The 23,391-nt window shown below is 34.6% G+C and carries 22 protein-coding genes; all 22 read left to right on the forward strand.

Features of this window, described 5'->3' with window-relative positions; all coding sequences use genetic code 11:
- A partial coding sequence (locus HT717_RS04920) for a ZmpA/ZmpB/ZmpC family metallo-endopeptidase (protein ID WP_173304545.1) occupies window positions 1-4,569 on the forward strand: 4,569 nt, incomplete at its 5' end.
- Between the two features lie 468 nt (window positions 4,570-5,037).
- Window positions 5,038-5,211 (forward strand): hypothetical protein, encoded by a 174-nt coding sequence (locus tag HT717_RS04925; RefSeq protein ID WP_024057854.1) that lies wholly within the window; start codon window positions 5,038-5,040, stop codon window positions 5,209-5,211.
- Window positions 5,208-5,987: a replication initiator protein A gene (locus HT717_RS04930; RefSeq protein WP_173304546.1), complete on the forward strand. Its 780-nt coding sequence runs from the start codon at window positions 5,208-5,210 to the stop codon at window positions 5,985-5,987. Before HT717_RS04925 ends, HT717_RS04930 begins: the two co-directional genes overlap by 4 nt.
- Window positions 5,988-6,085: 98 nt before the next feature.
- Window positions 6,086-7,444: a DNA (cytosine-5-)-methyltransferase gene (gene dcm / locus HT717_RS04935; RefSeq protein ID WP_173304547.1), complete on the forward strand. Its 1,359-nt coding sequence runs from the start codon at window positions 6,086-6,088 to the stop codon at window positions 7,442-7,444.
- Window positions 7,428-7,877, forward strand: coding sequence for a hypothetical protein (locus HT717_RS04940; protein WP_173304549.1), 450 nt, complete (start codon window positions 7,428-7,430; stop codon window positions 7,875-7,877). The genes dcm and HT717_RS04940 overlap by 17 nt, the downstream gene beginning before the upstream one ends.
- Complete coding sequence (locus HT717_RS04945) at window positions 7,870-8,250, forward strand: hypothetical protein (RefSeq protein ID WP_173304551.1); 381 nt, start codon at window positions 7,870-7,872, stop codon at window positions 8,248-8,250. The genes HT717_RS04940 and HT717_RS04945 overlap by 8 nt, the downstream gene beginning before the upstream one ends.
- Before the next feature lie 12 nt (window positions 8,251-8,262).
- A complete protein-coding gene (locus tag HT717_RS04950; protein ID WP_000840776.1) occupies window positions 8,263-8,496 on the forward strand; it encodes a hypothetical protein in 234 nt (77 codons plus the stop codon).
- A gap of 2 nt (window positions 8,497-8,498) precedes the next feature.
- Window positions 8,499-9,086 (forward strand): type II CAAX endopeptidase family protein, encoded by a 588-nt coding sequence (locus tag HT717_RS04955; RefSeq protein WP_173304553.1) that lies wholly within the window; start codon window positions 8,499-8,501, stop codon window positions 9,084-9,086.
- 399 nt (window positions 9,087-9,485) lie between these two features.
- Window positions 9,486-10,295, forward strand: coding sequence for a MurR/RpiR family transcriptional regulator (locus HT717_RS04960; RefSeq protein ID WP_024058031.1), 810 nt, complete (start codon window positions 9,486-9,488; stop codon window positions 10,293-10,295).
- Window positions 10,296-10,299: 4 nt separating this feature from the next.
- Window positions 10,300-11,001 carry an N-acetylmannosamine-6-phosphate 2-epimerase gene (locus HT717_RS04965; RefSeq protein ID WP_024058030.1) on the forward strand — a complete coding sequence of 234 codons (702 nt, stop codon included), beginning with the start codon at window positions 10,300-10,302 and terminating at the stop codon, window positions 10,999-11,001.
- Between the two features lie 24 nt (window positions 11,002-11,025).
- On the forward strand, window positions 11,026-11,943 hold the full coding sequence (locus HT717_RS04970) for an N-acetylneuraminate lyase (RefSeq protein WP_024058029.1): 918 nt from the start codon (window positions 11,026-11,028) through the stop codon (window positions 11,941-11,943).
- Window positions 11,944-11,970: 27 nt separating this feature from the next.
- Window positions 11,971-13,512: a sodium:solute symporter gene (locus tag HT717_RS04975; protein WP_173304555.1), complete on the forward strand. Its 1,542-nt coding sequence runs from the start codon at window positions 11,971-11,973 to the stop codon at window positions 13,510-13,512.
- A 25-nt stretch (window positions 13,513-13,537) separates the two neighbouring features.
- Window positions 13,538-13,996 carry a YhcH/YjgK/YiaL family protein gene (locus HT717_RS04980; protein ID WP_173304557.1) on the forward strand — a complete coding sequence of 153 codons (459 nt, stop codon included), beginning with the start codon at window positions 13,538-13,540 and terminating at the stop codon, window positions 13,994-13,996.
- Between the two features lies 1 nt (window position 13,997).
- Window positions 13,998-16,322, forward strand: coding sequence for an exo-alpha-sialidase (locus tag HT717_RS04985; protein ID WP_173304559.1), 2,325 nt, complete (start codon window positions 13,998-14,000; stop codon window positions 16,320-16,322).
- A 39-nt stretch (window positions 16,323-16,361) separates the two neighbouring features.
- A complete protein-coding gene (locus HT717_RS04990; RefSeq protein WP_000248712.1) occupies window positions 16,362-17,471 on the forward strand; it encodes a Gfo/Idh/MocA family oxidoreductase in 1,110 nt (369 codons plus the stop codon).
- 156 nt (window positions 17,472-17,627) lie between these two features.
- Window positions 17,628-18,518 (forward strand): ROK family protein, encoded by an 891-nt coding sequence (locus HT717_RS04995; protein ID WP_101776866.1) that lies wholly within the window; start codon window positions 17,628-17,630, stop codon window positions 18,516-18,518.
- 24 nt (window positions 18,519-18,542) lie between these two features.
- Entirely contained in the window at window positions 18,543-18,866 is a 324-nt protein-coding gene (locus HT717_RS05000) for a hypothetical protein (RefSeq protein ID WP_173304561.1), read from the forward strand.
- Window positions 18,856-20,847: a V-type ATP synthase subunit I gene (locus tag HT717_RS05005; protein WP_138705171.1), complete on the forward strand. Its 1,992-nt coding sequence runs from the start codon at window positions 18,856-18,858 to the stop codon at window positions 20,845-20,847. Before HT717_RS05000 ends, HT717_RS05005 begins: the two co-directional genes overlap by 11 nt.
- A 15-nt stretch (window positions 20,848-20,862) precedes the next feature.
- Window positions 20,863-21,339, forward strand: coding sequence for a V-type ATP synthase subunit K (locus HT717_RS05010; RefSeq protein ID WP_000400484.1), 477 nt, complete (start codon window positions 20,863-20,865; stop codon window positions 21,337-21,339).
- 33 nt (window positions 21,340-21,372) lie between these two features.
- Entirely contained in the window at window positions 21,373-21,954 is a 582-nt protein-coding gene (locus HT717_RS05015) for a hypothetical protein (protein ID WP_173304563.1), read from the forward strand.
- A gap of 64 nt (window positions 21,955-22,018) precedes the next feature.
- The gene (locus HT717_RS05020) at window positions 22,019-23,026 is read left to right on the forward strand and encodes a V-type ATPase subunit (protein ID WP_125393873.1); all 1,008 of its coding nucleotides are present in this window, start codon (window positions 22,019-22,021) and stop codon (window positions 23,024-23,026) included.
- Entirely contained in the window at window positions 23,016-23,336 is a 321-nt protein-coding gene (locus HT717_RS05025; RefSeq protein ID WP_000387939.1) for a V-type ATP synthase subunit F, read from the forward strand. Before HT717_RS05020 ends, HT717_RS05025 begins: the two co-directional genes overlap by 11 nt.
- Window positions 23,337-23,391 lie beyond the last annotated feature (55 nt).

Here is a 23,391-nt window from a genome sequence, read left to right on the forward strand (position 1 = left end):
AAAGGGGAACCAGAAGTTCAACCGACATTACCCGAAGCTGTTGTGACTGAAAAAGGGGAACCTGAGGTTCAACCAGCCTTACCCGAAGCTGTTGTAACTGAAAAAGGAGAACCTGAAGTTCAACCAGTCTTACCAGAAGCTGCTGTAACTGACAAAGGTGAGCCGGAAGTTCAACCGACATTACCCGAAGCTGTTGTGACTGAAAAAGGGGAACCTGAGGTTCAACCAGCCTTACCCGAAGCTGTTGTGACTGAAAAAGGAGAACCTGAAGTTCAACCGACATTACCCGAAGCTGTTGTGACTGAAAAAGGGGAACCTGAAGTTCAACTAGTCTTACCCGAAGCTGTTGTGACTGAAAAAGGGGAACCTGAAGTTCAACCAGCATTACCAGAAGCGGTGGTAACCGAAAAGGGTGAACCTGAAGTTCAAGCTGAGTTACCTGAATATACTACAAAAGTTGCACCAACTTTGACTTTGGATAAGGTTACAGAAGATGCGATGGATCGTTCAGCTAAATTGGATTATACTCTTGAAAATACAGATAATGCTGAAATCAAGAGCATTATAGCTGAGATTAAGGATGGGAATACTATTGTTAAGCGAGTTGACTTATCTAAAGAAAAATTGACAGATGCTGTTCAAGGTTTGGATTTATTCAAAGATTATAAAATTGCAACAACAATGACTTACAACCGTGGTGAAGGTGATGAAACGTCTAAATTGGATGAAAAACCTTTACGTTTAGAGTTGAAAAAATTTGAAATTAAAAATATCGCATCTACTAATTTAGTGAAGGTAAATGATGATGGTACTGAAACACCTAGTGATTTTATGAATGAAAAACCATCTGATGAAGATGTTAAAAAAATGTACTTAAAAATCACTAGTCGCGATAATAAGGTAACTCGTTTAGCTGTTGACTCTATTGAAGAGGTGACAGAAGAAGGTAAAAAACTTTATAAAATCACTGCTGAAGCGAAAGATTTAATTCAACATACAGATCCAACGAAGGTTCGTAATAAGTATGTGCATTATATTGAAAAATCAGTTCCAAAAGTCAATAATGTATATTACAATTTCAATGAACTTGTGAGAGATATGCAAGAACATCCAAATGGCGAGTTTAAATTGGGTGCTGACCTTAATGCCACAAATGTATCAGCATTTGGTAAATCATATGTTACGAAAGATTTCAAAGGTAAGCTCTTGAGTGATGGTGATAATCACTATACCATTCATAACCTGTCACGTCCGTTATTTGGCAATGTTATTGGTGGAACGATTAAGAATATTAATCTTGGTAATGTTGACATAAATATGCCATGGGCAGACCGAATTGCTCCGATTGCCGACACTATTAAAGGCGGCGCTAAAATTGAAGATGTCAAAGTGACTGGTAACGTATTAGGTAGAAACTGGGTATCTGGATTTATTGATAAGATTGATAGTGGCGGTACATTGAGAAATGTAGCTTTTATTGGGAATGTGACCTCTATTGGTACAGGTAGTTCGTTCTTGACTGGTATTGTTGGTGAAAACTGGAAGGGGCTGGTAGAGCAGGCTTATGTAGATGCCAATATTCGAGGGAAGAAAGCTAAGGCTGCAGGTATAGCTTACTGGTCGCAAAATGGAGGCGATAACTATGCTGTAGGTAGAGAGGGAGCTATTAAAAAATCTGTTGTTAAAGGTACAATAGTTGTGGAAGAACCAATTGAAGTTGGCGGTGCTGTTGGAAGTCTTAACATGCATGGTTCGATTGAAGATTCTGTTTCAATGATGAAAGTTGAAACCGGAGAAATATTTTATGGTTCACATGATATCAGTGCCGATCCTTATTGGACTGGTAACAATGTTAATAGAAACTACGTTGTAAAAGATGTAAGTAAGGGTACTTCATCATACAAGCATTCTAAAGAATTGCATCGTATTAAGCCTATAACACAAGAGGAAGCTGATAAGAAAATTAAAGAATTGGCTATCACAGCAGATAAATATGCAATTACAGAGCCCATTGTAAATAAACTCAACGCTCTCACAACACGGGATAATGAGTATAAGACAACGCAAGATTACAAAGTTGAACGTGAACAAGCCTATCGCAACATTGAAAAACTTCAACCGTTCTATAATAAAGAGTGGATTGTAAACCAAGGGAATAAGTTAACAGATGATTCCAATCTTGTTAAGAAAACTGTTCTGTCTGTAACAGGTATGAAAGCAGGGCAGTTTGTAACTGATTTATCGGATATTGATAAGATTATGGTTCACTATGCTGATAGTACAAAAGAAGAGTTAGCTGTAACTGCTAAAACTGACTCTAAAGTAGCTCAAGTAAAAGAGTATGATGTAGCAGGTCAAAACATTGTCTATACTCCAAATATGGTTATGAAGAATCGTAACCAGTTAGCAAGCGGTATTAAAGAGAAGTTAGCTAGTGTTACCTTACTTTCAGATGAAGTTCGTAGCTTGATGGATCAGCGTGATAAACCTTGGAAGAACACACAAGATAAGAAAACTGAGTATATTAAGGGCTTGTATTTAGAAGAAAGTTTTGAAGAAGTAAAAGGAAACTTAGAAAAACTTGTTAGTCAGATTTTAGAAAATGAAGATCATCAGTTAAACGGTGGGGAAGTAGTCGAGCGTGCTTTACTTAAGAAAGTTGAAGATAACAAAGCAAAAATTATGATGGGACTGACTTATCTCAATCGTTACTATGATATCAAATATGGTGATTTAAGTATCAAGGATATCATGATGTTCAAACCGGACTTCTATGGTAAGACACCAAGTGTACTAGACCGTTTGATTCAAATTGGTTCAAGGGAGCATTTCTTAAAAGGTGACCGTACGCAAGATGCCTACAAAGAAGTTATTGCTGGTGCAACTGGTAAAGGTGATTTACGTAGCTTCTTAGACTATAACATGCGTTTATTTACAGAAGATAAAGATTTGAATGACTGGTTTATTCATTCTGCGAAAAACGTTTATGTAGTAGAACCTGAAACAAGTACAGAAGCCTTTAAAGATAAGCGTCACCGTGTATTTGATGGTTTAAACAATGATATTCACGGTCGTATGATTTTACCATTGCTCAACTTAAAGAAAGCTCATATCTTTATGATTTCAACCTATAACACTTTAGCTTATAGTTCATTTGAGAGATATGGTAAAAATACAGAGGAAGCGAGAGAGTCTTTAAAACCTAAGATTATTTCAGTAGCAAAAGCACAACAAAGATATCTAGACTTTTGGTCGCGTTTAGCTCTTCCAAGTGTACGTGATAAGCTCCTCAAGAGTCAAAATATGGTACCGACTCCTGTGTGGGACAGTCAGTGGTATGACGGTATTCCTGACGCAAATCGTCAAGGTTATGGACGAGGTGGTGCAGTGGTATCTCCTATTCGTGAGCTATTCGGCCCGACTGATCGTTGGCATCAAGTAAATGGAGCTATGGGAGCTATGGCTAAGATTTATGGCGACCCGTATAAAGATGATCAAGTGTATTTCATGGTTACGAAAATATTAGACGACTTTGGTATTTCAGCCTTCACCCATGAAACTACTCACGTCAACGATAGAATGGTTTACTACGGAGGTTACAGACACCGTGAAGGTACTGACTTAGAAGCCTTTGCTCAAGGTATGTTACAAACCCCTGATAAATCTACTCCGAATAGTGAGTATAAAGCTCTGGGTATCAACATGGCTTATGAGCGTAAAAATGATGGTGAGCAGTACTACAATTATGACCCAGCTAAGTTAGACAGTCGAGACAAGATTGATAGTTATATGAAAAACTACAATGAGTCTATGATGATGTTAGATTACTTAGAAGCTACTGCCGTTATTAAGCAGAAGTTATCTGATAACTCTAAGTGGTTCAAGAAGATGGATAAAGAGTGGCGTACCAATGCGGATAGAAACCGTTTAATTGGAGAACCACACCAGTGGGACAAATTGCGTGATTTGACGGAAGAAGAGAAGAAATTACCTATTGATAGCATTGACAAGTTGGTAGATAATAACTTTGTAACTCTTCATGGTATGCCAAATAACGGTCGCTTCCGTACGGAAGGCTTTGATAGTGCTTATCAAACTGTCAATATGATGGCAGGTGTCTTTGGAGGAAATACGAGTCGAAGCACCGTAGGTTCTATTTCCTTTAAACACAATACTTTCCGTATGTGGGGTTACTATGGTTATGAGAATGGCTTTATCCCTTATGTTTCTAACAAGTTAAAAGGTGATGCCAACAGAGAAAATAAAGGGCTTTTAGGTGATGATTTCATTATCAAGAAAGTTTCTAAAAATCAATTCCAAAACCTCGAAGAGTGGAAGAAACATTGGTATCATGAAGTTTACGATAAAGCACAGAAAGGTTTTGTTGAGATTGAAGTAGACGGTTCTAAAATTTCAACTTATGCTCAACTCCAAGACTTATTTAACACTGCTGTTGAGAAAGACTTGAAAGAAGGTGGTTTCAAGCATACCGAAGGCCTCAAGTGGAAAGTTTATAAGAAATTGTTGCAAAACACAGATGGTTTCTTAAATCCGTTGTTTAAAATATAAAGGGGACAGTTTTTGTTCCCTCTGAAAAGTCATCATTTGATGGCTTTTTTCTATTCAGGGAGCTTGAAGGGCTATAGAAGTCATGATATAATATAAAGTAGATTTCTGTATTATAAAACAAAAATTGTTTGAACATCATTCATTTTATGTTCAAGCGATAGTAAAATAAAATAGGGGCTCTAAACCCTTGATACGAAAGGAAAAAAACTCAATGGCTACTATTCAATGGTTGGTCTAGAAGATTTAAAATAATAAAACATTGTGAAGTAGAATAAATGCTTAAAACCCTTGAAATTCAAGGGTTTTTATTGGTTTAGATTTTAATTATTCACATTGTTATATGTGCTTGATTGAGCAATAATCATCAATAAAAACATTTTTTTGGTGTTGAGTTTGGTGTTCAAATATTTATTATGTTACGGAAAGGAATTTCACAATCTTTCCGTTTTTTTATTTTCTGGAGGAAAAATGACAAAAGAATTACAATCATCACGCTATATTGTCATTTCATTTTTAGTACGTGAAATGGGAATTGATATTGTTGAAGCCATCTCTCTGATGGCTGAATTAGAAAAAAGTGGCTTGGTTCGATTGGAATCAAGTGGAGATTTAATACTCAAAGAACTTGGAGGAGAGCTATGAAACGAATTACCGCAAATCAATACCAAACTTCAGAACGGTATTATAAATTACCTAAAATTCTTTTTGAGGATGAGAAATATATGGATATGAAACTAGAAGTAAAGGTGGCTTATTCTATTTTAAAAGATCGTTTAGAATTATCTCTCAGTCGTGGTTGGATAGATGAAGAAGGAGCAGTCTATTTAGTATTTTCTAATTCTAAACTGATGAGGCTGTTAGGTTGTTCGAAGTCAAAACTACTATCAATCAAAAAAACTCTTAAAGAATATGACTTAATTGATGAAGTTCAACAGTCTTCAAGTGAGAAAGGAAGACTAGCTAATAAGATTTATTTAGGGGAGTTGTTTTCTACCCCAGTAGGTAATTCAAACAGGCCTAGTGTTAAAAAAAGACTAGGGCAGGTTGAAAATGAAACGCCCCCCGTCTCTTATTCAGCCCCTAGTGAGACTGAAGTTAGTGAGACTAAATATAGTGAGACTGAATCTTTATTTATTGAGGATGAGGAAGAAAGGAATTCTCAACCTATTTTGAGAAGAAAAGTAGAAAAGGTCACAAAATATGATCGAGATTATATTTGGGGTTTGGTACAAGATCAATTTAGACGAGAGGGTTTTTCTGAAACAGCCAGTGAAATTGCTATGACTGATTTTGAGAGAATCTATCAGTATGCTCTTGACAATGTTCGCTTTGTTAGACGAGCGGAAGTACTTGCTGAATTTGTGTTTAATGGCCTGTATTCTGTTTGGAATAACCGTGTTAGAAAAGGAGGTGGTTAGATGTCGTCAATCGAGTGGGTATTAGTCATTCTTATTTTAATTTCAAGTGGTGTGATACTTTGGACATTGATAGTCGATCAGGAAGGGGGAATCAAGAAATGAGATTTATTGATTTATTTTCAGGTATCGGTGGCTTTCGACTTGGAATGGAAAGTGTCGGACACGAGTGTATTGGATTTTGTGAGATTGATAAATTTGCTAGGAAATCTTATAAGTCCATTTTTCAAACGGAAGGAGAAATTGAATTTCATGACATACGAGATGTTTCAGATGACGAATTTAAAAAACTTAGAGGGAAAGTCGATATCATCTGTGGGGGATTCCCTTGTCAAGCATTTTCAATCGCAGGAAGACGATTGGGATTTGAAGATACTAGAGGCACTCTGTTCTTTGAAATTGCTCGGGCGGCCAAACAAATCCAACCACGTTTTCTTTTTCTTGAAAATGTTAAAGGCCTACTCAATCACGATAAGGGACGGACGTTCACCACAATCCTTACCACACTTGATGAGTTGGGGTTTGATGTTGAGTGGCAGGTGCTTAACAGTAAGGATTTTGGCGTTCCCCAAAACAGAGAGAGGGTGTTTATTATCGGACATTCTAGAAAGAGAGGTACCAGACTCTTATTTCCTTTCAGACGAGAAGGTCAAGCAACTAACTCTGAGACTTTGAAAGTACTAGGAAATTTGAATCCATCAAGAAGTGGAATGAGTGGTAAAGTCTATTATTCAGAAGGTCTTGCGCCAACCTTAGTTCGTGGAAAAGGAGAAGGATTTAAAGTTGCGATTCCTTGTATGACAACAGACAGATTAGAAAAAAGACAAAATGGTAGACGTTTCAAGGATAATCAAGAGCCAATGTTTACTTTAAATACTCAGGATCGCCATGGTATTGTCGTTGTTGGAGATTTACCAACTAGCTTTAAGGAAACTGGTCGCGTCTATGGAAGTAAGGGTTTATCTCCAACATTGACAACAATGCAAGGAGGAGATAAAATTCCCAAAATACTAATTCCAGAACCAATCCAATTTCTAAAAGTACGGGAAGCAACGAAAAAAGGATATGCTCAAGCAGAGATTGGGGATTCAATCAATTTAGAAAGACCAAGTTCTCAGTATCGTCGTGGTAGAGTTGGAAAAGGTATAGCGAATACGTTAACAACTAGTGGGCAAATGGGAGTAGTAGTGGCTAGCTATGAAGGAGAAGATAAGCAAGTTTATCATGTAGCTGGTGTCTTGATAGATGGACAATTTTACCGTCTGAGGATACGACGAATCACTCCTAGAGAGTGTTTTCGCTTGCAGGGCTTTCCTGATTGGGCTTTTGAAGCTGCTAGAAAAGTCTCTAGTAATAGTCAGCTCTATAAACAAGCTGGTAATAGTGTAACCGTTCCTGTGATTGCCGCAATCGCAAAGAAATTTAAAGAAATAGAGGAAAAAGATGAAAGCATTAAATAAAGAGTCAATACTAGATTGTGATGAATTAGAAACAGAATTACATGATGCAGAAATCAAACAGCTGGATGAACAAATATTTTTGATGCCTAATTATCCATGTGAGTTTGAGGTGACATTTTTAGATGATTACCATAAAAAACACAACTACCCCCTATTTTACGAATCCTATCTTCAAAACGTTATGGAATTCCTTGAAAGTCAGGATATAAAGAACGGAGCTGATGCCTTTGTAGATGATAATCATAATCTTGTTTTTGTTTTATATGGACAAGGCTATCGAGCCGAGGGAAAAGAGGGAATACTTACAACCCAAGTAACTGTCAAAGCTTATGATGAAGACAAGAAACCGATTAACTTCGCAAATTTATTAGATTCCTTAATCGTCTCAGAATATCAAATGGAACCGAATCTTTGGGAGGTCTCCCATGATTGATCTCTATCTAAGTAAAAATAACCATAGAAATCAGCTTCTTTTAGACTTCTTTCAAAACTATGGCATTGAGGTATCTTGTCATTCAGTTTCTGAAATGACAAGGGATAAATTAATTGAGATGATGAGCTATTCTTCAGATTGTTTCGAGTTTTTATCTCCAAATTTATTACGTTTTAAGAATCGAGATAACCTAAAATTAACAGATTTCATCGAAATGATATTAAAAAATCCTGAACTAACCATCAGACTTCCTCTTGCGGTTTCAAATAAGCGAGTTTATCCAAATCTGAATCTGGAGGAGGCTAGAGCTTTATTGCCAAGAGATACGAAACAATTGATTTACATGGCACAAACACATTATTTATCAAGTTAAAGGAGAATCAATATGGCAGAACGATTTTGGGAGAACTTGTCCATTATTTTGGCTGAAAGAAATATCAGCTGGATTGAGTTAACCAGAAAAATGTTTGCGGGAGAGTTTCACTATCCAAGTGAATTGAATCGTTTGTATCAAAAGATTCGTCACTACAAGATGGAACAACGAATGCCTCAAAGTCCATGGGTAGAAAGGATTGTGCAGGTATTAGATTTAGATTATGAAGATTTATTTCGGAGGTAACTATGAAAAGAATAATTCCAGTTTATATATTCCAACAAGTAAATGTCCTATTGGTATCTCTTTACTTACTGAAATTTCTTTGTATCGGTGAGTTAATTATACTACAGATTCTCTATGGAGCGTCGCTCATTTCTTTTTTATGGATGTATGGTCAACGTAAACAAGTGGCCAAGGTCAATATGAAAACTAGGATGAAATGGCTTGGTATTGGATTCGTTAGCCTACTGATTATAAGTCTATGTTTTAGTCTGATTCATGCTCAAGGAAGCACGAATCAAGCAAACTTAATTGGGCTTCAACATCAAGTTCCTTGGTTTTCATTTTTATTGTTCTTAATCAATGCGAGTATGGTTGAAGAATTTCTGTATCGAGAAATTATATGGAATTTGGTGAGAAAATTAGATATCAGAATTGCGTTGACAAGTGTTTTATTTGCCTTAGTACATCATCCAGGAACCATTCTAGCTTGGAGTTTATATGTTTCACTTGGGATGTTTTTAGGGATGGTACGCTATAAATCGGACTTATGGGGCAGTATGGGTCTACATTTGGTGTGGAACCTACTAGTTTATAGTTTGATGCTTTTTTAAAATAGGTGTTCTGATTTATCTCATAAATCAGTGGTTTTTATAGGATTATTTTTAATTCGGAAACAAAAATGTATTAACAGCATAAAATAAAGAAACTAGGAACATTTTTTCTATTTTTTTAGAAATAAAATGTTGTATAGAAATTTCGAAAGAAATAATAAAATAAAAATATAAATCAAGAAAACATGTATATATGAGCATATCAACGCCGACAAATGTTCTTAAAAGGCATAAAATACAAATATAAAGAATAAAAATTGTTATATCTTTATATTTGTTGTTCTGTTATGAAATGAAAGAAATTGGAAACTAGTTTCTAAATCATGAAAAATATTGAAAAAAAAAAAAATAAGTGTTAGAATAAAGAATGTAAACGTTTACTTTAACAAAGGAGCTCATATGTTACTACAAAAAGAACTAATTCCAATGATAGAAGCTAACTTACCAAATATGGCATATGCTGAAAAAGACATTGCTAAATTCTTCTTAAAACAGCAACCTCTTAATAATTATTCATGTGAGGCATTGTGCGAAAGCCTTAATGTATCCAAAGCAACATTGACTCGATTTGCGAAAAAATGTGGTTTTAAAGGTTTTAGACAATTCATTTTCAAATACCAAGAGATGATTCGTGAGAAAGAAAAGTTAGCATTGTATACAGAGGCTACAGAAAAAGTTTTATCCGACTATGAAGAAATGTTGAGAAAAACTTACACGGTTCTTGATGAAGTTCAACTTGAGCGTATTGCTGAGATGATAGAAACTGCTGAGCGTGTATATCTTTATGGTGAAGGAAGTTCTGTTCTTGCTTTACAAGAAATGAAGATGAGATTTATGCGTCTCGGAGTCATTGGTGAAGTATTATCAGACGAGGATATGATTTTGTGGAATAGCTTATTACTTAATGAAAATTGCCTCGTCATTGGAGCATCTATTTCAGGTCAAACTGATATTGTACTAGAAGGTCTTCAAAAAGCTGCGGATAAAGGCGCTAAAACAGTTTTAATGACTACAAGAAATTTTGACGAAGAAGATTGTTTCTTTGACGAATTATTGTTATTAGCTTCGATCAATCATCTCTCGTATGGCAATCGCATATCACCTCAGTTTCCAATACTTTTAATTACAGACTGCTTATTCTCTCATTATCTGGAAAGTCCAGAGAGACAATATTATTACAATCAAACTATTATCCATAAGGAGGAATAATAAAATGAGCCAAATTTGGACTAAAGAAAAATTTATAAGTCAAGTCCATGGTGGAGTCATTGTTTCTTGTCAAGCTTTACCCGGTGAACCCCTTTATAATGAAGAATTTAGCTTGATGCCTTTTATGGCTAAAGCAGCTTTAGAGGCAGGAGCAGTGGGCATTCGCGCAAATTCTGTGCGTGATATTAAAGCAATTCAGAAAGTAGTAGATTTACCAATAATTGGAATTATCAAAAGAGATTATCCACCTCAAGAACCATATATTACTGCTACGATGAAAGAAGTAGATGAACTTGTAGAATGCGGAACAACAGTCATTGCATTTGATGCAACTTTAAGACCAAGATATGATGGCTTAGTTGTCAGTGAATTTATCAAAAAAATAAAAGAAAAATATCCTAATCAATTATTGATGGCGGATGTAAGTAATTTTGATGAAGGTCTCTATGCATTTAAATCAGGCGTTGATTTTGTTGGTACAACATTATCAGGGTACACAAGTACAAGTGTACAATCAGATGAGCCTGATTTTGAACTAATGAAAAAATTGGCTGATTTTAATATTCCGGTAATTGCCGAAGGAAAAATTCATTATCCAGAACAATTAAAAAAAGCTTATAGTTTAGGTGTTACCAGTGTTGTCATTGGTGGAGCGATTACACGTCCAAAAGAAATTGCTCAGCGATTTATTAATGTCATCAAATAAAAAACAATATAAAGGAGAAATCTGATGAAAGATTTAACTAAATACAAAGGCGTTATTCCTGCATTTTATGCTTGCTATGATGAAAATGGTGAAATTAGCCAAGAACGTGTAAAATCTCTGGTGCAATATTTCATTGACAAAGGTGTAAAAGGTATCTATGTAAATGGTTCTTCAGGTGAATGTATTTACCAAAGTGTAGAAGATCGTAAACAAATTATTGAAGCTGTTATGGAAGTTGCCAAAGGTAAATTAACAGTTATCAACCATGTTGCATGTAATAACACGAAAGATAGTATTGAATTGGCAAAACATTCAGAAAGTGTTGGAGTCGATGCTATTGCTGCTATCCCACCTATTTACTTCAAATTGCCAGAATATTCAATCGCAGCATATTGGAATGCAATGAGTGAAGCTGCGCCAAATACAGATTTTATCATTTATAATATTCCACAATTGGCAGGGGTTGCATTGACTGGTAGTTTGTATGCAACAATGCGTCAAAATCCTCGTGTGATTGGAGTTAAAAATTCTTCTATGCCTGTACAAGATATTCAAATGTTTGTAGCTGCAGGTGGAGAAGATTACATTGTATTCAATGGTCCAGATGAACAATATCTTGGTGGTCGCTTGATGGGAGCAGAAGCTGGTATTGGTGGTACTTATGGCGTTATGCCAGATTTGTTCTTGAAATTGGAAAGTTTGATTCAAGAACGAGATTTAGATACTGCTAAAAAACTTCAATATGCTATCAATGAAGTTATCTATAAGATGGTATCAGGTAAGGCAAATATGTATGCTGTAGCAAAAGAGGTTTTGCGTCTAAATGAAAAACTTGATTTAGGTTCTGTTCGTCAACCCTTAGAAGCATTGGCAGAAGGTGACTTGGAGGTTGCAAAACAAGCAGCAGTACTTATTCAACAAGCACGAAAAGAATTTTTATAATAAATAAAATCAATATGGAGATATGTTATGAGCACAACAGGATTTACAATAATTGACTTAATTATCTTGATTGTTTATTTACTTGCGGTGTTGGTTGCGGGTATCTATTTCTCTAAAAAAGAGATGAAAGGAAAAGAGTTCTTTAAAGGAGATGGTTCGGTTCCTTGGTATGTTACTTCGGTATCCATTTTTGCCACAATGCTCAGTCCGATTTCCTTCTTAGGACTCGCTGGTAACTCTTATGCAGGTAGCTGGATTTTATGGTTTGCACAATTAGGGATGGTTGTAGCTATTCCACTGACAATTCGTTTTATCTTACCTATCTTTGCACGGATAGACATCGATACGGCATATGATTACTTGGATAAACGTTTTAATTCTAAAGCACTTCGTATTATTTCAGCACTCTTGTTTATTATTTATCAATTGGGACGTATGTCTATCATTATGTACCTCCCATCAGCTGGTTTATCAGTATTGACAGGAATTGACATCAATATTTTGATTATTTTGATGGGTGCAATTGCAATTGTTTATTCTTATACTGGTGGTCTAAAATCCGTATTATGGACAGACTTTATTCAAGGTGTGGTTCTGATTAGTGGTGTCGTTGTAGCTTTATTTGTACTGATGGCTAATATTAAAGGTGGCTTTGGTGCAGTAGCAGAAACATTAGCAAACGGGAAATTCCTTGCTGCAAATGAAAAACTTTTCGATCCTAACTTGCTTTCAAACTCCATCTTCTTAATTGTGATGGGTTCAGGCTTTACAATCTTATCTTCCTATGCTTCATCTCAAGATTTGGTTCAACGTTTTACTACAACACAAAATATTAAGAAACTTAATAAAATGTTGTTCACAAATGGTGTCTTGTCACTTGCTACTGCAACAGTCTTTTACTTGATCGGTACAGGCTTGTACGTATTCTATCAAGTACAAAATGCAGGCAGTGCAGCTAGCAATATCCCTCAAGACCAAATCTTTATGTACTTTATTGCATACCAGTTACCAGTAGGTGTCACAGGTTTGATCTTGGCAGCGATTTATGCAGCAGCTCAATCAACTATTTCAACAGGTTTGAACTCTGTTGCAACTTCATGGACATTGGATATTCAAGATGTCATTTCTAAAAATATGTCAGACGATCGTCGTACGAAAATTGCACAATTCGTATCTCTAGCAGTAGGTTTATTCTCAATTGTTGTTTCCATTATCATGGCTCATTCAGATATTAAATCTGCATACGAATGGTTCAATAGTTTCATGGGACTTGTACTTGGTCTACTTGGTGGTGTATTCATTCTTGGTTTTGTTTCTAAAAAAGCAAATAAACAAGGTGCTTATGCAGCGCTGATTGTATCAACCATCGTTATGGTATTTATTAAATACTTCCTTCCTCCAACAACTGTTAGCTACTGGGCATATTCATTGATTTCAATTTCTGTATCAGTAGTTTCAGGTTATATTGTATCTGTTCTTACTGAAAATAAAGTATGTGCACCTAAATATACAACGATTCATGATATTTCAGAAATTAAAGCGGATTCAAGTTGGGAAGTTCGTCACTAGTCACTAATAGAAAAGAGAAAATAATATGATTATTTCTGAACAATCTGATTTTAGACGATATGCTTCTGTCAATAAACATTTTTCAAAAGTCTGTGATTTTTTAGAAAATACAAATTTGACAGATTTAGTTGATGGAAAAATTGATATTGACGGGGAAAATGTTTTTGCAAATTGTATGACTTATCTGGCTGATGGAGTTCCAGGAGATATTTTTGAAACTCATAAGAAATATTTAGATATTCATATTGTTGTTGAAAATACAGAAAAAATGGCAGTAACTTCCCCAGTTCGTGCTCAGTCACGTGTACCTTTTAGCGAAGAGAAGGATATTGCTTTTTACGATAGCAAAGACTATCAAATTGTTGAATTGCTTCCAGGGAATATGTTGGTGACTTTTGAAGAAGATCTTCACCAACCAAAGATTCGTTGCAATGATGAAACTGTTAAAAAACTTGTTATCAAAGTTTTAAATGAGGAAAAATAAAATGAAAAAAAATATTAAACAATATGTAACCTTAGGTACTGTAGTGGTATTATCAGCATTTGTTGCTAACTCAGTTGCAGCTCAGGAGACTGAAACTTCTGAAGTATCAACACCAGAGTTGGTGCAACCTGTTGCACCAACGACTTCGATTTCGGAAGTACAACATAAATCGGGTAACTCTTCGGAAGTTACTGTACAACCTCGAACAGTAGAAACTACTGTTAAGGATCCATCTTCTACAGCGGATGCGATCTCGGGAGTACAACCTAAATCAGATAATTCTTCGGAAGTTACTGTACAACCTCGAACAGTAGAAACTACTGTTAAGGATCCATCTTCTACAGCGGAAGAAACTCCTGTCTTAGAAAAAAATAATGTTACTTTAACAGGGGGCGGAGAAAATGTTACTAATGAGTTAAAGGATAAACTTAATAGCGGTGACTTTACTGTAGTGATTAAGTACAATCAGTCTAGTGAGAAAGGTTTACAAGCTCTGTTTGGAATATCTAATTCTAAACCCGGTCAACAAAATAGTTATGTAGATGTGTTCCTTAGAGACAATGGTGAATTGGGAATGGAAGCGCGTGATACTTCTTCCAATAAAAATCACCTAGTATCCAGACCTGCTTCAGTTTGGGGTAAGTACAAACAAGAGGCTGTGACTAACACTGTTGCAGTAGTAGCAGATTCAGTCAAAAAAACATATTCTTTATATGCTAATGGTACAAAAGTAGTAGAAAAGAAAGTGGATAACTTCCTAAGCATCAAGGATATTAAAGGTATTGATTACTATATGCTTGGGGGAGTGAAACGTGCAGGAAAAACGGCGTTTGGTTTTAACGGAACACTAGAAAATATCAAATTCTTTAATAGTGCATTGGATGAAGAAACTGTTAAAAAGATGACAACAAACGCTGTTACTGGACATTTAATTTATACGGCTAATGATACAACTGGTTCTAACTATTTCCGTATTCCAGTTCTGTATACTTTTAGCAATGGTCGGGTTTTTTCAAGCATTGACGCTCGTTACGGTGGAACTCATGATTTCTTGAATAAAATTAATATTGCTACAAGTTATAGTGATGATAATGGTAAGACATGGACTAAACCAAAATTAACATTGGCATTCGATGATTTTGCTCCAGTACCATTAGAATGGCCTCGTGATGTTGGTGGACGTGACTTACAAATCAGCGGTGGTGCAACCTATATTGACTCTGTTATTGTTGAAAAAAATAACAAACAAGTACTCATGTTTGCTGATGTTATGCCTGCTGGAGTAAGTTTTAGAGAAGCTACTAGAAAAGATTCTGGTTATAAACAAATTGATGGTAATTATTACCTTAAATTAAAGAAACAAGGTGATACTGATTATAATTATACTATTCGTGAGAATGGTACTGTATACGACGATCGTACCAACAGACCAACTGAATTTTCAGTAGATAAAAAATTCGGTATTAAACAAAATGGTAATTATTTGACGGTAGAGCAATATTCGGTTTCATTTGAAAATAATAAAAAAACTGAATATCGTAATGGGACTCAAGTCCATATGAATATCTTCTACAAAGATGCATTATTCAAAGTAGTGCCAACGAACTATATTGCATATATTTCTAGCAATGACCATGGCGAATCTTGGTCTGCACCAACTTTATTACCTCCTATAATGGGACTTAATCGGAATGCGCCTTATTTGGGTCCTGGACGTGGAATCATTGAAAGCTCAACTGGACGTATTCTTATTCCGTCTTACACTGGTAAAGAGTCTGCATTCATTTATAGTGACGATAATGGAGCGTCTTGGAAAGTTAAAGTCGTGCCACTTCCTTCTAGTTGGTCAGCAGAAGCACAATTTGTAGAATTGAGTCCAGGAGTAATTCAAGCATACATGCGTACAAATAATGGTAAAATTGCATATTTAACAAGTAAAGACGCAGGTACTACTTGGAGTGCGCCGGAATATTTGAATTTTGTTTCAAATCCAAGTTATGGAACACAATTATCAATCATCAATTATAGTCAATTGATTGATGGTAAAAAGGCTGTCATTTTAAGTACTCCAAACTCCACAAATGGTCGTAAACACGGACAAATTTCGATTGGTCTAATTAATGATGATAATACAATTGATTGGCGTTATCATCACGATGTTGATTATAGTAACTATGGATACTCATATTCAACATTGACAGAGTTACCAAATCATGAAATTGGATTGATGTTTGAAAAATTTGATTCATGGTCTCGTAATGAACTTCATATGAAAAATGTTGTACCATATATAACATTTAAGATTGAAGATTTGAAAAAGAATTAAATCTGAAATTTAAAAATATATAGAAAGAGGATAAAAATTATGGTAAATTACGGTATTGTTGGAGCTGGATATTTTGGAGCTGATTTGGCTCGCTCAATGAACAAAATTGAAGATGCAAAAGTGGTTGCGGTATTTGACCCAAATCATGGAGAAGAAGTTGCTCAAGAGTTGGGATCAGATGTTTGTGCAAGTTTAGATGAACTTGTAGCACGTGAAGATATTGATTGTGTGATCGTAGCTTCACCTAGCTACCTTCACCGTGAACCTGTTGTGAAAGCTGCTCAACATGGCAAACACGTATTTTGTGAAAAGCCAATTGCATTGTCTTATGAAGATTGTAAAGCCATGGTTGACGCATGTAAAGAAAATAATGTTATCTTTATGGCTGGTCACATCATGAACTTCTTTAATGGTGTACACCATGCTAAAGAATTGATTACTCAAGGTAAAATTGGTAAAGTTCTTTATTGCCATGCCGCTCGTACAGGTTGGGAAGAACAACAACCAACTGTATCATGGAAGAAACTTCGTTCTCAATCTGGAGGACATTTGTACCACCATATTCATGAATTAGATTGCATTCAGTTCATCATGGGAGGACTTCCTGAAAAAGCGACAATGGTAGGAGGCAATGTATATCATAAAGGTGAAAACTTTGGTGATGAAGATGATATGCTCATTGTAAACCTAGAATACTCTGATGATCGTTATGCTGTTTTGGAATATGGTAATGCTTTCCGTTGGGGTGAACACTACGTCTTGATTCAAGGAACTGAAGGAGCTATCAAACTTGACTTGTTCAATACTGGAGGTACACTTCGTGTTAAAGGTGAAGGAGAATCACACTTCTTAGTACATGAAACTCAAGAGGAAGATGATGACCGTACAGCTATCTATACCGGTCGTGGTATGGATGGAGCAATTGCGTACGGTAAACCAGGAGTACGTTGCCCATTATGGTTACAAACATGTATTGATAAAGAAATGGAATATCTACATGACATCATTAAAGGTGGAGAAATTACAGAAGAATATGAAAAACTTCTCAATGGTGTAGCTGCTTTAGAATCAATCGCTACCGCTGATGCATGTACTTTATCAGTTAAAGAAGATCGAAAAGTAAGTCTTTCAGAAATCACAAATGCTTAACTATTGTAAAACAGAATAGTAAATTCTTGTCATTATATAATTTCTAAAGTTCTGTGATACAACTCATTGAATAAAGAAATAGAGATGGGATTGGGATAATGCCCAGTCCCATTTTTTATCAAAAAGTAATGAGATCAAAAATGTGGGAGTGATGAAATGAAGATTATAGGGATCGATATTGGCGGAACAACAATTAAGGCAGATTTATACGATGATTTTGGAACGAGTTTAAATCAGTTCAAAGAAATAGAAACAATTATTGACTATGATTTGGGAACGAACCAGATATTAAATCAGGTCTGTGATTTAATTGGTGAGTATATTTTAAATTATTCAATTGATGGTGTTGGGATTTCCACTGCTGGAGTTGTTAATGCTAATACAGGAGAAATCATCTATGCAGGCTATACAATACCAGGGTATATCGGAGTAAACTTTACTTCCGAAATAGAAAAACGTTTTGGGTTGTCTACTTTTGTTGAAAATGATGTTAATTGTGCTGCATTAGGTGAATTGTGGAAGGGACAAGCCAAAGATAAGAAAAATGTAGTAATGGTTACTATTGGAACAGGTATAGGAGGCAGTATTATTGTCAATGGACAAATTGTTAACGGATTTAACTATACTGCTGGTGAAGTAGGCTATATTCCTGTAGGTAATTCGGATTGGCAAAGCAAAGCCTCAACAACCGCATTGATTCATTTATATCAAAAGAAGAGCTTGAAAACTAATCAAACTGGACGTACTTTCTTTACTGATTTAAGTTCTGGAGATAAAGTCGCTAAAGAAACTTTTGAAATTTTTGTAGAAAATCTAACAAAAGGTTTATTAACTATTTCTTATCTACTTAATCCAGAAATTCTCATATTAGGAGGTGGGATTCTGGCTAAAAAGGATATTTTGTTACCTGAAATTCAAAGTTCTTTAGCTAAAAATGCAATGGATAATAGGTTTTTGCCTAATAATGTTGTGGCAGCTACATTAGGAAATGAAGCTGGTCGTATAGGAGCTGTAAAAAATTTCTTAGATAGAATTTCTAATAAATAGTGTGAAAGATAAGGAGGTGTCACAATGACTAACTCTGTATTTTCGACAATGCAAGATATTGAGAATGTTGCAACCGATATTATAAAATCATATGATAATGAGATTTATACGTATAAAGCTGTCTCCCAAGAAGAATTGGAAGAACTAGAAAAAAGGTATGATGAAAAAAGTCGCGAAGAATTAATTTCAATAGAAAGCAATTTAGAAATGCAACAACAGAACCTCATTGATGAGGTTAATAAAACAATCAAGGAAAATGATGCAAAGATTCAGTATATTTCATCAAGTAGGAGAGGAGAATTTGTAGAAAAAATTATTGGTAGGGTGGTAGAAAAATATGGCTATTAGTCAGATGAAAAGGATTTCTCTACTATTTACTAAGAGTAGTCTTGATGATGTTTTAAAAACTATTCAAGAACTAGAGTCAGTGCAGTTCCGTGATTTAAAGGTTCAGGATAACTGGTCAGAAGCTCTAGAAAAAGATGAGGTTGTATTTCCAACTATTCAAATTTCTCATACTTCTAATTCCAATCATGGGGTTATTGAAGGAAATGATGCATTGACTTATTTGATGAATAAACAACAACATTTGGAAGCAACTGTAGAGAAATTACAAGAATACCTACCGAAAGAAAACACGTTTAAGTTATTACAGCATCCTCCGATAACAACCTCTTATGAAGAATTAGAAAAATTTGGTAAAGCTAATGTTGCTGAGGGTGTTCTTAAAAAAGTGAATCATCAAATAAACAGAGTTCATGAATTAGAAAGAAACATTCAAAGTAATAATGAGGAAATAGAGAGATTAATAAAGTGGGAAAAATTAGAAATTATTCCTGCGCATTTAGAACAATTTTCTTTCTGTAGAGGAAAAGTCGGAACAATTCCAAGGACTGTAGATAATCGCTTATACAATAATTTTTTAGAAAACAATATTGAAGTTCAAGAAATATTTTCTAATGATAGAGAGTACGGTGTTGTTGTTTTCTATCAGTCCAGTTGCTCTATTGATTTTGATGAATACTTATTTGAACCATTTGATTATTCTAGAAAGGAATTACCGAAGCAGCGAGTAGTAGATTTGGATCAAGAAAACATGCAGTTAATAACTGAAAAAGAGAATATTATCGCATCGTTGCAAGATTCAAAGAAAAATTTGATAGATTTACAATGGCAAATTGACTATATTTTATCTATCTATGCTCGTCAAATCTCTAAGAATAACCTTTTGAGCACTCCGCATCTAGTTGCATTAGAAGGATGGATAGAAGAAACTCGTATTTTATATTTTATAAAAGTTATGGATGAGCGTTTTGGACATTCTATTTATATTTATGAATCGGAAACATTGTCGGATAACCAAGATGAAATACCTATCAAATTAACGAATCACTCTTTAATTGAACCATTTGAATTATTGACAGAAATGTATGCTCTGCCCAAATATTATGAGAAAGATCCTACACCTGTATTAGCACCATTTTACTTTACATTTTTTGGAATGATGGTTGCTGATTTAGGCTATGGTTTACTATTGTTTTTAGGAACAATGTTAGCATTAAAAATTTTTCATCTACCTTCAGTAACTAAGAGATTTTTAAAATTCTTTAATATATTAGGGGTAGCCGTTGCAATTTGGGGTGGAATCTATGGCTCATTTTTTGGATATGAGTTGCCATTTCATCTGATATCTACAACCTCGGATGTCATGACTATATTAGTAGTGTCAGTTGTGTTTGGATTTATTACAGTATTTGTAGGTTTGTTAGCTTCAGGACTACAAAAAGTAAGAATGAAGAAATATGCAGAAGCATATAATTCAGGATTTGCGTGGTGTGTTATTCTGCTTGGCTTGTTATTTATTGCTGTCGGAATGTTGATGCCTGATATTAGACCGTTATTTGTATTAGGGAAATGGGTATCTATTCTTAATGCTGTGGGGATTTTGATTGTTTCTATTATTCAAGCCAAAAGCTTGTCAGGTATTGGATCAGGATTGTTTAATCTATATAACATTTCATCTTATATAGGTGATTTAGTTAGTTTCACTCGATTGATGGCATTAGGATTATCTGGAGCAAGTATAGCATCAGCTTTCAATTTAATTGTTGGTTTGTTTCCGGGGACATTGGCTAAACTGACAATTGGATTAGTATTATTCATTCTTTTACATGCGATCAATATTTTTCTATCGTTACTATCAGGATATGTTCATGGAGCACGTCTGATATTTGTTGAATTTTTTGGTAAGTTTTATGAGGGTGGAGGAAAACCATTTCAACCTTTGAAGGCTTCTGAGAAATATATTAAGGTTATTACAAAGAATTAATGGAGGATATATATAATGGAACATTTAGCAACTTATTTTTCAACCTATGGAGGAGCTTTCTTCGCTGCATTGGGAATTGTATTGGCGGTTGGATTAAGCGGTATGGGGTCTGCTTATGGGGTTGGTAAGGCTGGGCAATCTGCCGCAGCTTTACTGAAAGAACAGCCAGAAAAATTTGCCTCAGCTTTGATATTGCAACTACTGCCCGGAACACAAGGATTATATGGTTTTGTTATTGGAATTTTGATTTGGTTGCAATTAACTCCAGAACTTCCTTTGGAAAAAGGCGTTGCTTATTTCTTTGTAGCTCTTCCAATTGCTATTGTAGGATACTTTTCGGCTAAGCATCAAGGAAATGTAGCAGTAGCGGGTATGCAAATCTTGGCTAAAAGACCAAAAGAATTCATGAAGGGAGCAATTTTGGCTGCCATGGTAGAAACCTATGCAATTCTTGCCTTTGTCGTATCATTCATTTTGACCCTTCGTGTATAAGAAATTAATTTGCTATTCAAAGGAGGTGTCTAAATGAGCAATTTAGAAAACTTACGAGAGTCTGTTATTGAACAAGCTCATGAAAAAGGGCGTATGAAATTATTGGATTCCAAAAAGAAGATTGATGATGAATTTGAAATGCAAAAGTCGGTCATTGTAAAGAAAAAAGAAGCTGAACATGAACGAAAGTTAAAAGAATTACAACAGAAATATCAAATAATTTTTCAACAATTAAAAAATAAGGAACGCCAATCAACGTTAGTATCAAAACAGAAAATATTAAAAGAACTTTTTCAATCTGCTTTAATAGAAATGGAATCTTGGAGTGCAGATAAAGAAATGGAGTTCATCTATCGAATTCTGGAACGATATTCACAACAAGAGGTCATAGTAACTTTTGGGGAGCGGACTTTAGCTAAAATCAATTTGGAACAATTAGAGAAATTGAAATTCTCTTTTCCAAATCATTTATTTAGTGAACAGCCTATCTCAAATGAATCAGGCTTACTTATTTCAATAGGTAAAATTGATGATAACTATTTGTATAAAACATTAATTGGATCGATTTCTAAGGAAGAAAGTTCAAGTATCGCAAATCAAATTTTTATCAATTAAGGATGAAATTGGTTAATCCTTCTTAGAAATTTGGAGTATTCCAATAAAATTAGAAAGGTATTTTATGGATACTAATCTTTTTTCAAAAATAAATACGACGATTTCGGTAAAAGAAAACGATTTTATTACAGAAGAAAAATTTCAAAAAATTATACAATCCAAAGATACGGAGACATTGGCATTTATCTTAGAAGCAACTCCCTATCATTTATCGATTGACGTTTTAGAAAATCCTAGTCAGACAGAGACTTCGCTAATGACAAAATTAGTCAATGATTATAGATGGGCCTATGCTGAAAGTCCGAATGATAAAATTGTGACTTTATTTGCTTTACGATATGTTTATCATAATATCAAAGTTTTATTAAAATCTAAGGCGGCAATTAAGAAAGATTTTTCTAAATTATTAATTCCAATAGGGATTTTTGATATAGAAAGTTTAAAACATTTAGTTACTTCCTTACATTCAGATACACTTCCTGATTTTATGGTTCATGAAGTAGAATCAATTTGGAATGAGTATGAAACTTTTAATAATATTCGTGTACTTGATGTCGGAGCTGATCTAGCATATTTTAAACATCTGAAACTTTTATCTAATGAGTTAGATGAGGTGCTGTCTCAGGTTATTGTTGCAATGATTGACTTTTATAATATTATTACTGTAAAACGTGGTTTATCTCAAAATAAGAGTCATGGGGATATTTTACAATTACTTTCAGATGAAGGAAGTATTTCTGCTAAAGAATTTATATACATTGTAGAAAATCAAGAAATATTTGTGTGGTTCAATAAAATAAATCCAAGCTTAGATTCAATCTTTTCAACTTACGAATTGAAGATGCAGGACGCAACAATTTCATCTTCTGAGTTAGAATTTTTATGTGATTTACTATTGTATAAAACTTTAGATCAAGGAAGGTATAATGTAGATGGGCCGTTAGTTCTTGCTAGATATTTATTGGGATGTGAGTTTGAAGTAAAGAATCTTAGAATGATCATATCAGCTCTTCAAAATACAATTCCTTATGAATCAATAAAAGAAAGGATACGCCCGCATTATGGAAGCTAATAAGTATAAAATTGGCATAATTGGTAGCCATGATATTATTTTACCCTTTAGCATGATTGGGTTTGATATATTTCCTGCCTATCAAGAACAAGAAGCTATAAATACTCTAAGAAAATTAGCTCAATCTGATTATGGTGTCATTTATATCACTGAAGACATTGCTTCAATGATATTAGATACAATTCGCCATTATGATTCTCAAGTTGTGCCTGCTATTATTTTATTACCGACTCATAAACAAGGTTTAAATTTAGGATTAAAACGTATAGAGGATAATGTAGAGAAAGCAGTAGGACACAATATTTTATAATAATGTACAAAATTGTCTGTAATATTATTCTATAATTTTTGGACTTAGTAAGGAG

This window comes from Streptococcus sp. 959 (genome assembly GCF_013277075.1).
Classification (GTDB): Bacteria; Bacillota; Bacilli; order Lactobacillales; family Streptococcaceae; genus Streptococcus; species Streptococcus pseudopneumoniae_C.